This window comes from Bacillus andreraoultii (genome assembly GCF_001244735.1).
In the GTDB taxonomy this organism is placed as follows: domain Bacteria; phylum Bacillota; class Bacilli; order Bacillales; family Caldibacillaceae; genus Caldifermentibacillus; species Caldifermentibacillus andreraoultii.
Map to the genome: position 1 here is coordinate 1437443 of NZ_LN868937.1, position 12394 is coordinate 1449836.

At 34.7% G+C, this 12394-nt stretch carries 12 protein-coding genes and 1 pseudogene; all 13 read left to right on the forward strand.

Going from position 1 to position 12394, the window contains the following annotated elements; translation table 11 throughout:
* The first annotated feature begins 159 nt into the window (after positions 1 to 159).
* The 13 genes and pseudogenes from accB (at position 160) to recN (ending at position 12382) form a co-directional block, all read left to right on the forward strand.
* The gene (gene accB, locus BN2144_RS12025; protein ID WP_033828449.1) at positions 160 to 675 is read left to right on the forward strand and encodes an acetyl-CoA carboxylase biotin carboxyl carrier protein; all 516 of its coding nucleotides are present in this window, start codon (positions 160 to 162) and stop codon (positions 673 to 675) included.
* Positions 676 to 687: 12 nt separating this feature from the next.
* On the forward strand, positions 688 to 2046 hold the full coding sequence (gene accC, locus BN2144_RS12030) for an acetyl-CoA carboxylase biotin carboxylase subunit (RefSeq protein WP_033828450.1): 1359 nt from the start codon (positions 688 to 690) through the stop codon (positions 2044 to 2046).
* Positions 2047 to 2059: 13 nt separating this feature from the next.
* Positions 2060 to 2461: an Asp23/Gls24 family envelope stress response protein gene (locus tag BN2144_RS12035; RefSeq protein WP_033828451.1), complete on the forward strand. Its 402-nt coding sequence runs from the start codon at positions 2060 to 2062 to the stop codon at positions 2459 to 2461.
* Positions 2462 to 2816: 355 nt separating this feature from the next.
* Positions 2817 to 3203 carry a transcription antitermination factor NusB gene (gene nusB, locus BN2144_RS12040; protein WP_033828452.1) on the forward strand — a complete coding sequence of 129 codons (387 nt, stop codon included), beginning with the start codon at positions 2817 to 2819 and terminating at the stop codon, positions 3201 to 3203.
* 26 nt (positions 3204 to 3229) lie between these two features.
* Positions 3230 to 4072 (forward strand): bifunctional methylenetetrahydrofolate dehydrogenase/methenyltetrahydrofolate cyclohydrolase FolD, encoded by an 843-nt coding sequence (gene folD, locus BN2144_RS12045; protein WP_033828453.1) that lies wholly within the window; start codon positions 3230 to 3232, stop codon positions 4070 to 4072.
* A 246-nt stretch (positions 4073 to 4318) separates the two neighbouring features.
* Positions 4319 to 5668: an exodeoxyribonuclease VII large subunit gene (gene xseA, locus BN2144_RS12050; protein WP_033828454.1), complete on the forward strand. Its 1350-nt coding sequence runs from the start codon at positions 4319 to 4321 to the stop codon at positions 5666 to 5668.
* Complete coding sequence (gene xseB, locus BN2144_RS12055; RefSeq protein WP_033828455.1) at positions 5665 to 5913, forward strand: exodeoxyribonuclease VII small subunit; 249 nt, start codon at positions 5665 to 5667, stop codon at positions 5911 to 5913. The genes xseA and xseB overlap by 4 nt, the downstream gene beginning before the upstream one ends.
* Before the next feature lie 22 nt (positions 5914 to 5935).
* Positions 5936 to 6796, forward strand: coding sequence for a polyprenyl synthetase family protein (locus tag BN2144_RS12060; protein WP_033828624.1), 861 nt, complete (start codon positions 5936 to 5938; stop codon positions 6794 to 6796).
* 117 nt (positions 6797 to 6913) lie between these two features.
* On the forward strand, positions 6914 to 8803 hold the full coding sequence (dxs, locus tag BN2144_RS12065; protein WP_033828456.1) for a 1-deoxy-D-xylulose-5-phosphate synthase: 1890 nt from the start codon (positions 6914 to 6916) through the stop codon (positions 8801 to 8803).
* 2 nt (positions 8804 to 8805) lie between these two features.
* Positions 8806 to 9648 (forward strand): TlyA family RNA methyltransferase, encoded by an 843-nt coding sequence (locus BN2144_RS12070; protein ID WP_033828625.1) that lies wholly within the window; start codon positions 8806 to 8808, stop codon positions 9646 to 9648.
* A 123-nt stretch (positions 9649 to 9771) separates the two neighbouring features.
* Positions 9772 to 10218, forward strand: a pseudogene (gene ahrC, locus BN2144_RS20385) (transcriptional regulator AhrC/ArgR); the annotation flags it as partial.
* Positions 10210 to 10653, forward strand: coding sequence for a transcriptional regulator AhrC/ArgR (ahrC, locus tag BN2144_RS20390; RefSeq protein ID WP_050632377.1), 444 nt, complete (start codon positions 10210 to 10212; stop codon positions 10651 to 10653). The pseudogene ahrC (BN2144_RS20385) and the gene ahrC (BN2144_RS20390), both read left to right, overlap by 9 nt.
* Positions 10654 to 10684: 31 nt before the next feature.
* Complete coding sequence (gene recN / locus BN2144_RS12085) at positions 10685 to 12382, forward strand: DNA repair protein RecN (protein WP_033828457.1); 1698 nt, start codon at positions 10685 to 10687, stop codon at positions 12380 to 12382.
* Positions 12383 to 12394 lie beyond the last annotated feature (12 nt).

Sequence of the window (12394 nt, forward strand, 5' to 3'; positions counted from 1 at the left end):
TTAATTTTTATTTTACTGGAGTTTTGTCCCAGTCTCATTCTCTTTTAAAAAAACAATTTTCTTAAATTAAAGACAAATCCTCTTGTCATTCGGAATATACTCCAGTAAAATTTTATTGTATACTATTAATAGCTAGTCATAAAATAAAGGGGTGTAACCATGTTAAAAGTTCAAGAAATTCGTGAATTAATTAGACTTGTAGACCAATCAAATATCGATGAATTCAAATATGAATCTGATGGTATAAAACTATCCATGAAGAAAAATCAGGCCACTCAAATGCAAGTAGTTGATACACCAGTTCAAATAAAACAAGATTCAATTGCTGCAAAAAATGTACAGCAGGAAGAAAGACCAACAACTGCTGAGCTAAAAGCACAACTGATAGAAGAAAAGATGGATGAGACAAAAGAAAAAGTTGTCGTGGATGAAAATTTACATAAAATTATATCACCAATGGTTGGTACCTTTTATTCGGCACCATCTCCAGACGCAGAGCCGTATGTAAAAGTTGGTACAAAAGTGAAGAGCGACTCTGTTGTTTGTATCGTTGAAGCAATGAAACTGTTCAACGAAATCGAAGCAGATATTGACGGGGAGATTGTGGAAGTCCTTGTCCAAAATGGTCAATTAGTTGAATTTGGCCAACCTCTGTTTTTAGTAAAAGTAGATTAAGAGGTGGTACTTGTGTTGAAGAAAATATTAATTGCGAACAGAGGGGAAATCGCAGTTCGAATTATACGTGCCTGCAAGGAACTTAATATTCAGACAGTCGCTGTATACTCTACGGCTGATCAAGAAGCCCTCCATGTGCAGATGGCTGATGAGGCGTATTGTATTGGGCCTAATCCATCGAAAGATAGTTACTTAAATATAGCTAACATTATAAGTACAGCGAAATTAACTGGTTGTGAAGCCATTCATCCGGGTTATGGCTTTTTAGCCGAAAATGAAAACTTTGCAAACTTAGTTAAAGAATGTGGGCTTGTGTTCATTGGGCCAACAGGAGAAGCTATTTCAAAAATGGGAACAAAGGATGTCGCTCGCGAGACGATGAGACAGGCTGGTGTCCCGATTGTTCCTGGTTCCAATGGAATCGTCGAAGAAATTGATGATGCATTAAGTCTAGCATCTGATATTGGTTATCCTGTTATTATTAAAGCTACTGCAGGTGGCGGTGGAAAAGGAATTCGTGTTGCAAATAATGAAGAAGAACTTGTTAAAGGAATAAACATAACTAGACAGGAAGCGGCCACAGCATTTGGTAATCCTGGCGTTTATCTAGAAAAATATATTCAAGATTTTCGCCATGTAGAGATTCAAGTGTTAGCAGATAACTATGGCAATGTAATCCATCTAGGAGAACGTGATTGTTCTGTTCAAAGAAGACTACAAAAATTAATCGAAGAGGCACCATCACCGGCTTTAAACGAAGATATACGAAATAAAATGGGTGAAGCTGCCGTGAAAGCTGCAAAAGCTGTTGATTATACAGGTGCAGGTACGGTAGAATTTATATATGATTACAGGGAGCAAAAGTTTTATTTTATGGAAATGAACACTCGAATTCAAGTAGAACATCCTGTAACAGAATTAATTACTGGAATTGATTTAATAAAAGAACAAATACTTGTAGCGAGTGGTGAGAAACTATCCTGGAAACAAGAAGATGTCACTTTTAATGGGTGGGCAATTGAATGTCGGATTAATGCGGAGAATCCAGAGAAGAATTTTATGCCTTCTCCTGGTAAAATTAATATGTACCTAGCTCCAGGAGGATTTGGTGTTCGTGTGGATTCAGCAGCATATCCTGGTTATTCCATTCCGCCATACTATGATTCAATGATTGCTAAGTTAATTGTTCATGCTCCAACAAGAGAAGAAGCAATCAAAAAAATGGAACGTGCGTTAAGCGAATTTGTTATTGATGGAATCTTTACAACAATACCGTTCCATCAAAAAGTTTTACAACATCATGCATTTATTTCTGGGGATTTTAATACGAAATTTTTAGAAATGTATGATGTAATGAATAATAAAGCATAAGGTGGTGTAGTTAATGCCAGAAAATAATGTGTTAGAAATGACTCAGGATGGCTTAGGAAAAATTGAAATTGCTCCTGAAGTAATAGAAGTGATTGCAGGAATAGCCGCATCTGAAATTGATGGTGTTGCAACGATGCGGGGAAGTTTTGCTACTGGAGTTGTAGAACGTTTAGGTAAGAAGAACCATGGTAAAGGGATTCGAGTAGACCTTACTAACAATGAAATTAAAATTGATGTGTACTGTGTATTAAACTTTGGAGTCTCTATTCCAAAAGTTGCCCAAAGCATTCAAGACAATATTCGTCAAGCATTGTTTAACATGACTGGGCTAGAAACTGATGAAGTAAATATTCATGTTGTTAATGTTAATTTCGATATTCAAAAAGACGAGACAAATTCAATCGAAGCAGAATAAAAAAGCAGGATCATTCCCTGCTTTTTTAGTTAATAAGCAAGTATAAATTTTCCAATTTCTACTTGCTACTACGCATTAGCGCATAAGGAAGGCTACGAGCATTACATCGCTGCGGAAAAAGTTTATCGGCGAACTCTAGTTACTATGGTTACCTAAAGGCTCAAGTCCTGAGTTTTTTTTATTTACATATACTCCTATGATAAGATGTGTATAAAAATCGATATTCCTTTTGAGAAATTCCTTTTTTTAATCATTTATGCTATTATTTTGTGTAGTCTAAAATAATGTCGTACAAATTCCAAAAGAGTACATAAGAATCTTAAAACATAAATGACTGAAAAGGAGTATTTTTAATATGAATAGAAGAGCGTCAAGAGAAAAAGCCTTACAAGCAATGTTTCAAGTAGATGTAGGCAAAACAGATAAGGAAAGTGCATACCTTCACGTACTTGGGAACGAAAAAGATGATGGCTTTCTTAAAGAGCTATTTTTCGGTACGTTAAACCATTTAAATGAAATTGACCAAACAATAGCTGAATACCTAGAAAACTGGTCTCTTGAACGTTTAGCAAATGTGGATCGTAATCTACTAAGAATTGCTGTTTATGAAATGAAATATATGGATGTTCCAAATACTGTAACAATAAATGAAGCCATTGAAATAGCAAAACGTTTTGGGGATGAAAAATCAAGTAAATTTATAAATGGTGTGTTATCAAAGGTTTTAAATAAAATCGAATAACTTGAATTGTTATAGGGGGAGAAACAATGGTTGGACAAATAATTGATGGAAAAGCAATTGCAACGAAAAAAAAGCGAGAACTTAGCCAAACTGTGGATGGACTAAAAAAAGAAGGAGTGACTCCGGGTTTAGCAGTTATACTAGTAGGAAATGACCCAGCAAGTCAAACATATGTACGTAATAAACAAAAGGCTTGTGTGGAAATCGGAATGCATTCTGAATTAATCCAATACGATGAAACGATTACGGAAGAATTTCTGTTAAACACAATTGCTGAACTTAATGAGGACAAGAATATTCATGGGATTTTAGTCCAATTACCATTGCCAAATCATATTAATCCGAATAAAGTGATTAAATCAATTGATCCACGAAAAGACGTAGATGGTTTTCATCCTTATAATGTAGGGAAATTAGTTATCGGTGAAGAATCTTTTGTACCATGTACACCATTAGGAATTATCGAGATGTTAGAAGAAATTGGGTTTGATTTAACTGGTAAACATGCGGTAGTAATAGGGCGGAGTACGATTGTTGGAAAGCCGATGGGACAGCTATTACTTAATAAAAATGCTACAGTTACTTATTGTCATTCGAAAACGAAAGATTTACCTTCCATTACAAGGCAGGCAGACCTTTTAATTAGCGCAATTGGACAACCATATGAAATTACAGCTGATTATGTAAAAGAGGGTGCAGTCGTCATTGACGTAGGGATGAATCGTAATGAACATGGAAAACTATGTGGTGACGTATTATTTGATGAAGTGAAGCAAAAAGCTTCATACATAACGCCAGTCCCTGGTGGAGTCGGGCCAATGACAATCACAATGCTTTTAGCAAACACAGTAAAAGCTGCAAAACTGTAAAAAGAAACCTCACTTAAAAAGATTTCCTTTGTAAGTGAGGTTTCTTTTCTAAATACGTGCGTGTCTATGAAAAATGCACTCTTCAATTATAATCCTATCCTTACTACTTCTTTGAGTAACGAATAAATTCAACTAAATCATTACCCTGTTGATTTTTAATGACGTGTTTCTTTATTTTTAGTAAACTAATTATAAGGAAAAAAGTAGAAGATAAGTAAGCAATCAAGGTATAAGAGGAGCTTAAGAATGGCAAACAATCAATATTTATCGGTCCATGCTCTAACAAAGTATATTAAACGGAAATTCGACTTCGATCCTCACTTACAAGATATTTTTGTGAAAGGGGAAATTTCCAATTTTAAAAGACATTCAAGTGGACATCTATATTTCACATTAAAAGATAATAAAGCACGAATATTAGCTGTAATGTTCTCTTCTCAAACGCGAAGGCTAAAGTTTGAACCGGAAAATGGGATGACTGTATTAGTTCGTGGAGAAATTAGTGTTTATGAATACAGTGGTCAGTATCAAATATACGTTAAGGAAATGGAACCTGAAGGAATAGGTGCGCTATATTTAGCGTTTGAACAGTTAAAAGAAAAATTAAGTAAGGAAGGCTTATTTTCTATAGAACAAAAAAAACCCATTCCTTCGTACCCGAAAACAGTAGGTGTCATTACATCACCAACAGGAGCAGCAATTAGAGATATTATTACGACCATTAGAAGGAGATTTCCAATTGCGAAAATTATCATCTATCCCGCATTAGTTCAAGGGGACGCTGCAGCTCCATCTATTGTATCAGCGATTGAGACGGCGAATGAGAGAAAAGAAGTAGATGTATTGATTGTTGGACGAGGAGGAGGATCTATTGAAGAATTATGGGCTTTCAATGAAGAAATTGTCGCACGGGCAATTTTTTCTTCTACAATTCCTATTATATCAGCGGTTGGTCATGAAACCGATACAACTATTGCCGATTTTGTTTCAGATTTAAGAGCACCGACACCAACGGGAGCTGCGGAACTTGCTGTACCAAATATAGACGATTTAATGGAAAGAATATTAAATCGTAAAATTCGTTTAATGCGGGCAATGAAAGAAAAATATAATGTTGAACATAAACGACTTGAACGACTTAGTAAATCTTATGCTTTCCGTTATCCGCAAAAACTATTTGAACAAAAGGTGGAACATTTAGACCGGTTGGTGGAACTTTCTAGCCGTCAGTTAACACAAACAATAAATGAATCGGAACAAAGGGTCAACTTTCTAAAGCAACGATTAAAAGCAAATCACCCACAGGATAAATATGAACAAGCAAAATTAAATCTTATTCAACAGAAAAAACAACTTAATCGATCGTTTAATTCGATAGTAAAGCTAAAACAAAATGAATTCTCCAAACATTTAACGACATTACAAGCTCTTAGTCCATTAAAGGTAATGGAACGTGGTTTTAGCATCGCCTATAACGAGAAAAATCATATTATTAAATCTGTTAAAGAGGTTAAGATAGGTGATGCCATTAAAGTGACAGTTGCAGATGGTTCATTGAATGCGACAGTTATTGATAGAAAGGAAGAAAAAAGATGAGTGAAAAAGGAACAGTTGAAAAGGAAAATTTAACATTTGAAGAAGCAATGGAAAAGTTGGAAGGAATTGTTGACATTTTAGAAGGTGGCGATGTACCTTTAGAAACAGCCATCGCGAAATATAAAGCAGGGATGGAACTTGCGAAAATTTGTCACATGAAACTAAAAAATGTAGAAGAACAGTTAACAGAAATATTAAAAGAAAACGGGGAAACAGAGAACTTCTCTATTAATGAGGTGGAATAAATTGTATAAATACCCGGAAGTGATGGAAAAGTATGTAAAACTAATTAATAATGATTTAGAAGATGCCATTCGTGCTCTAAATACGCCAGAAACATTACGAAAGGCAATGGATTATTCACTGCAAGCAGGCGGAAAGCGAATCCGACCATTACTTATTTTTGCTACGCTAAAAGCATTTCATAAAGATATTCAATTAGGTTTGCCAATAGCTTGTGCTGTCGAGATGATTCATACATATTCACTTATACATGACGATTTACCGGCGATGGATAATGATGATTTAAGAAGAGGAAAGCTTACAAACCATAAAGTATTTGGTGAAGCATTTGCTATCTTAGCTGGCGATGCTTTATTAACATACAGTTTTCAACTTATATCGGAAATAAAAGACTTATCAGCAGATAAAAAAATTAAAATCATAAATGAATTAGCGAGAGCAAGTGGACCAGAAGGAATGGTTGCCGGTCAAGTCGCAGATATTGAAGGGGAGAATAAGAGTCTTTCTTTAAAAGAACTGGAATATATTCATACGCATAAAACAGGAAAATTACTTTCATTTTGTATAAAAGCAGGGGCGATTTTGGCGGATGCGGATGAGAAAACAGAGATATTATTGAATCAATTCGGTTATCATATCGGTCTTGCATTCCAAATACGTGACGATATTCTAGATATAGAAGGAACGATCGATCAAATGGGGAAAAATATTGGAAGTGACCTAGATAAACACAAAAGTACGTACCCAAATATTCTTTCTCTTCAAGGCGCAAAAGAGAAATTATTGGAACATATGAAAGCAGCAGAAAAAATTCTCGAAAACTTACCTCTCGATGTCAAGCAACTTTCATTTATAACAGATATGGTTGTGAATCGAAATCGTTAACACTGTTATAAAAGGCAACTTTTTATATGTACTAAGCGTAACACCTTGTAGAATAGCTAAGTACTGTTATAATATAGAAAAAAGAAAGTTATTTGAAACGAAAGTGAGTGATCCAATATGGATCTAAAATCCATAAAAAGCCCTTCTTTCCTACGTAATTTATCAATAAAAGAATTAGAGCTATTGAGCGACGAAATTCGTAAATTTTTGATAGAAAATCTTTCGAAAACTGGTGGACATATTGGACCTAACTTAGGTGTTGTTGAATTAACGATTGCGCTACATAAAATGTTTAATAGCCCAAAAGACAAAATCATTTGGGATGTCGGTCATCAAAGTTATGTGCACAAAATATTAACTGGCAGAGGAAAAGATTTTGATACGTTAAGAAAATATAAAGGGTTAAGTGGTTTTCCGAAAAGAAGTGAAAGTGTTCATGATGTATGGGAAACGGGGCATAGCTCGACAAGTTTATCTGCGGCAATGGGTATGGCAATTGCTCGTGATCTAAAAGGGGAAAAACATTATATCATTCCGGTCATTGGGGACGGAGCATTGACAGGTGGAATGGCCCTAGAAGCGTTAAACCATATTGGTCACGAGAAGAAAAATATCATTGTCATTTTAAACGATAATGAGATGTCGATAGCCCCTAATGTTGGAGCTGTACACAATATATTAGGAAGACTACGAACAGCTGGAAAATATAACTGGGCTAAAGATGAAATCGAAAGCTTATTAAAAAGAATCCCTGCTGTTGGTGGTATTGTTGCTTCTAAAGCGGAACGGTTAAAAGATAGTTTTAAATATTTATTTGTTCCGGGTATGTTTTTTGAAGAACTCGGTTTTACCTATTTAGGACCGATTGATGGGCATAGTTATGAAGATTTATTTGATACGATAAAATATGCTAAAAAAACAAGCGGACCCGTTCTTCTCCATGTTGTCACAAAAAAAGGAAAGGGCTATTACCCAGCAGAAAATGACAAAGTAGGAACTTGGCATGGTACGGGCCCATATAAAATAGAAACAGGAGATTTTATAAAACCGGTCGATAGCCCACCTGCTTGGAGCAAGTTCGTTAGTGAAACGGTAAGAGAATTAGCAAGAACAGATGAGCGAATTGTTGCAATTACCCCTGCCATGACTGTTGGTTCAAAATTAGAAGGTTTTCAAGTAGAGTTCCCTGATCGAGTAATTGATGTAGGAATTGCTGAGCAGCATGCAACAACTCTTGCCGCAGGGTTAGCGACACAAAATATGAAACCCTATTTAACTATATACTCAACCTTTTTACAACGTGCATATGATCAAATTGTTCATGACATTTGTCGGCAAAATTTAAATGTATTTATTGGAATTGATCGTGCAGGGCTAGTTGGAGCAGACGGTGATACTCATCAAGGAGTCTTTGACATTGCCTTTTTAAGAAATTTACCAAATATGGTACTTATGATGCCTAGAGACGAAAACGAAGCGAAACATATGGTATATACTGCCTTTAATTATGAAAATGGACCTATAGGTATGCGTTTCCCAAGAGGAAATGGTTTGGGGGTAACAATTGATCAAGACTTTAAAGAAATACCGATTGGTTCTTGGGAAATTTTAAAAGAAGGAACGGACTATGCGATTATAACGTTTGGTACGACAATTCCAATGGCGTTGGAAGCTGCGAAAACATTGGAAAAATACGGCTATCAAGTAATGGTAGTCAATGCTCGATTTATAAAACCATTAGATGAGAGATTACTATCTACTATTATGGGTAAAAATATACCGATAATTTCTGTAGAAGAGGGAATTTTGCAAGGGGGGTTTGGAAGTTCTTTACTAGAATTTGCCAATGACCATGGGTATACCTCACAAATTACACGATTAGGGATTCCAGATGAATTTATTGATCATGGTGGAGTTAATGAGCTATTAAATGAAATAGGATTAACCACTGATCATATTGTTCAGACGATAATAAAATTGTCACAAAAAATGAAAAAGAGGGCTTGAGAATTTTGGAAAAAGAAAGATTAGATATTTTGCTCTATGAACGTGGTTTTTTTGATACACGGGAAAAAGCAAAGAGAGCTATTATGGCAGGAATTGTTTACTCTAACGAAGAGCGGCTTGATAAACCAGGAGTAAAGGTGCCAATAAATATTGAAATATCAATTAAAGGAAAACAAATGCCCTATGTTTCGCGTGGCGGCTATAAATTAGAAAAAGCATTGAAAGAGTTCAATGTTTCTGTTAAAGATAAAGTCATGATTGACATCGGTTCTTCGACAGGCGGATTTACTGATTGCGCCTTGCAACATGGTGCGAAATACTCCTATGCTGTTGATGTAGGTTATAACCAACTCGCATGGAAATTACGTAATGACGATCGAGTAATTGTTATGGAACGTACGAATTTTCGTTATTTAACTCCTGATGATTTACAGTGTGATTTTCCCCAATTTGCAACTATCGATGTCTCATTTATATCTTTGAAACTGATCTTGCCACCATTGAAAAATTTATTACTTCCTGGAAGTGATATTGTTGCTTTAGTAAAACCACAATTTGAAGCAGGTAAAGAAATGGTAGGAAAAAAAGGAATCGTACGTGATCCAAAAGTACATGTTCTTGTAGTTAATGAAATAATCCAATTTGCGTTACAAGAAGGTTTCGATTGTTATAACTTATCCTATTCTCCAATCACTGGTGGAGATGGTAATATCGAATTTTTACTTCATTTAAAATGGAACGGTAATCAAGAGGGAGCCTTCGGAAAGAACTTTATTTCATTAACGGTAGAAGAAATTGTTAAAGAAGCTCATAATCAATTAAGAAAAGATAAAAGAGGGGATTGAATTTCCTCTCTTTTTCACGTACTTCCTCACCTATAACTTCTACTCTATATGAAATATACCTTTTCGTTTTAGCATCTTTTTATGTAAAATAGTCTTAATAGATCATTAAAGTAGGTGGAACGAATGAGCAGTAAATTGCAACGACATCTAAAAATTAGAGAAATTATTGCAAGATTCGATATAGAGACACAAGATGAATTAGTTGAACAATTGAGAAATGCAGGATTTGCAATTACGCAAGCGACTGTTTCTAGAGATATAAAAGAGTTGCAACTCGTCAAAGTACCCACAAATAACGGACAATATAAATATAGCTTACCGTCAGATCAAAAGCATAACCCACTAGATAAGTTACAAAAACTTCTTGTTGATGCATTTGTGAAAATAAATGTAGCTGGACAACTTGTCATATTAAAAACAATTCCAGGTAATGGGAATGCTGTTGGTAATCTTATTGATCAACTAGATTGGGAAGAAATATTAGGCACCGTTTGTGGCGATGACACGTGCTTAATTATTGTAGAAGATGCAGAGCATGGTGAGTTAATAAAAAATAAATTAATTAATCTACGTCATTTAAAAATTAGAGAAATTATAGATAAGTTTAACATTGAGACTCAAGAAGAGTTGGTTGATCAATTGAGAAATGCAGGATTTAATATAACCCAGGCAACTGTTTCACGAGATATAAAAGAAATGCGGCTTGTTAAAGTTCCGTCTGATAACGGGTATAAATATAAATACCCGATTGAGCAACGTGCTAATCCATTGGAAAAATTGCAACGATTATTAGTGGATGCTTTCGTTAAGATTAATGTAACCGATCATTTTGTACTTCTAAAAACTATACCAGGAAATGCGAACGCTGTTGGAAATCTTATTGATCAACTAGATTGGGAAGAAATATTAGGGACGGTATGTGGGGACGATATGTGTTTAATTATTACAGATACACCAAAAGATGGTGAACGAATAAAAAATAAATTAATCAACTTACTGACATAATTGAAAAGAGTTTAAAGGAGAGGGTATTAAGTTGTTGGCAGAATTAGCGATAAGAAACTTTGCAATTATTGAATCCATCTCAATATCTTTTCAAAAAGGATTCACTGTTTTATCGGGAGAAACCGGAGCTGGAAAATCAATAATTATCGATGCAATTCATTTACTAATTGGTGGACGAGGCTCTGCAGATTTTGTTAGACACGGTGAAGAAAAAGCAGAACTTGAAGGGTTATTTTTAGTTGAAGATACCCATCCTAGTATTGCTAAAATGAAAGAATTTGGTATAGATATTGAAGATGGAATGATTGTCTTAAAACGAGATATGTATACTTCGGGAAAAAGTGTTTGTCGAGTTAATGGTAAATTAGTTACTATTGCAACATTAAGAGAAATTGGTCGGACTTTAGTAGATATTCATGGTCAACACGATAGTCAAGAATTGATGGATGAAAAAAATCATCTCTCTTTATTGGACTATTACGGTGGACAGCCCATTAAATTAGCTTTAGGTGAATACCAAGCAATATTTCATGAATATGAAAAAATTAAAAAGGATATTATGGCGCTCACGAAAAATGAACAATTAATGGCGCAACGATTAGATTTATTAACCTTTCAACTTGATGAAATTTCTAACGCTGAACTTATTATCGGAGAAGACGAAGAGTTACTAACGGAAAAAAGAAAATATATGAACTATGAAAAACTTTATTCCTCATTAAATACAGCATATGAAGCCCTTCAAGGAGAACAAAAGGGGTTAGATTGGGTTAGCTTAGCCCTTTCCAACATCGAGGAAGCTTCTACAATTGATGAAGCTTATGAGGATGTTAATCAGACGATTTCAAATAACTTTTATCAGTTAGAAGATATTGTTCACACGTTACGAGCTCATCTGGATGTATTGGAATTTGATCCAAACCGTCTCAATGATATTGAAAATCGTCTTAATGAAATTAATCAATTAAAACGCAAATATGGTCAAACCATTGAACAAATATTAGAGTATGCTGCAAAAATTGAAGAAGAAGTAGAAATGATTACAAATAAAGAAAGTCATATCGAATCGTTAACGAAAAAACTCCATTCAATTGAAAATGACTTAGTCGTAGAAGGCAAAAATTTATCAGAATTACGAAAAAAGACAGCAGAAAAGTTGTCAAGTGCAATTCATAAAGAATTAAAAAGCTTATATATGGATAAAACTATTTTTGAGGTTAAATTTTTTGATAAGCAAAAGGAAAAGTTTTTTCCAAATGGAATGGATGAGATTGAATTTTATTTAAGTACGAACCCAGGTGAGCCGTTAAAACCATTAACTAAAATTGCTTCAGGTGGAGAACTTTCACGTATTATGTTAGCATTAAAAACCATTTTTTCTAAGCACCAAGGTATTACATCAATTATTTTTGATGAAGTTGATACAGGTGTAAGCGGGCGTGTCGCACAGGCAATCGGAGAAAAAATATATCAACTATCCATTGGATCTCAAGTGCTATCTATTTCCCATTTACCTCAAGTTGCGGCAATGTGTGATCACCATTTCTTTATAAAAAAAGAAGTGTCAGGAGAAAGGACAAAAACAAAAGTAATTGAGTTAACAGAACAGGAACGAATAGCAGAATTAGCAAGAATGATTTCAGGTGCCCAAATTACAGCGGCTACTGAAGAACATTCAAAGGAAATGTTACAAAGTGCAAGGTCTTTAAAAAATCAATATCATAACTAATCGCGAGGTATG

Bases quoted from the DNA above. Each gene is read 5' to 3' on its own strand.
- accB (WP_033828449.1), top strand. From the start codon at position 160: ATGTTAAAAGTTCAAGAAATTCGTGAATTAATTAGACTTGTAGACCAA.
- BN2144_RS12035 (WP_033828451.1), top strand. From the start codon at position 2,060: ATGCCAGAAAATAATGTGTTAGAAATGACTCAGGATGGCTTAGGAAAA.
- nusB (WP_033828452.1), top strand. From the start codon at position 2,817: ATGAATAGAAGAGCGTCAAGAGAAAAAGCCTTACAAGCAATGTTTCAA.
- folD (WP_033828453.1), top strand. From the start codon at position 3,230: ATGGTTGGACAAATAATTGATGGAAAAGCAATTGCAACGAAAAAAAAG.
- xseA (WP_033828454.1), top strand. From the start codon at position 4,319: ATGGCAAACAATCAATATTTATCGGTCCATGCTCTAACAAAGTATATT.
- xseB (WP_033828455.1), top strand. From the start codon at position 5,665: ATGAGTGAAAAAGGAACAGTTGAAAAGGAAAATTTAACATTTGAAGAA.
- BN2144_RS12060 (WP_033828624.1), top strand. From the start codon at position 5,936: ATGGAAAAGTATGTAAAACTAATTAATAATGATTTAGAAGATGCCATT.
- dxs (WP_033828456.1), top strand. From the start codon at position 6,914: ATGGATCTAAAATCCATAAAAAGCCCTTCTTTCCTACGTAATTTATCA.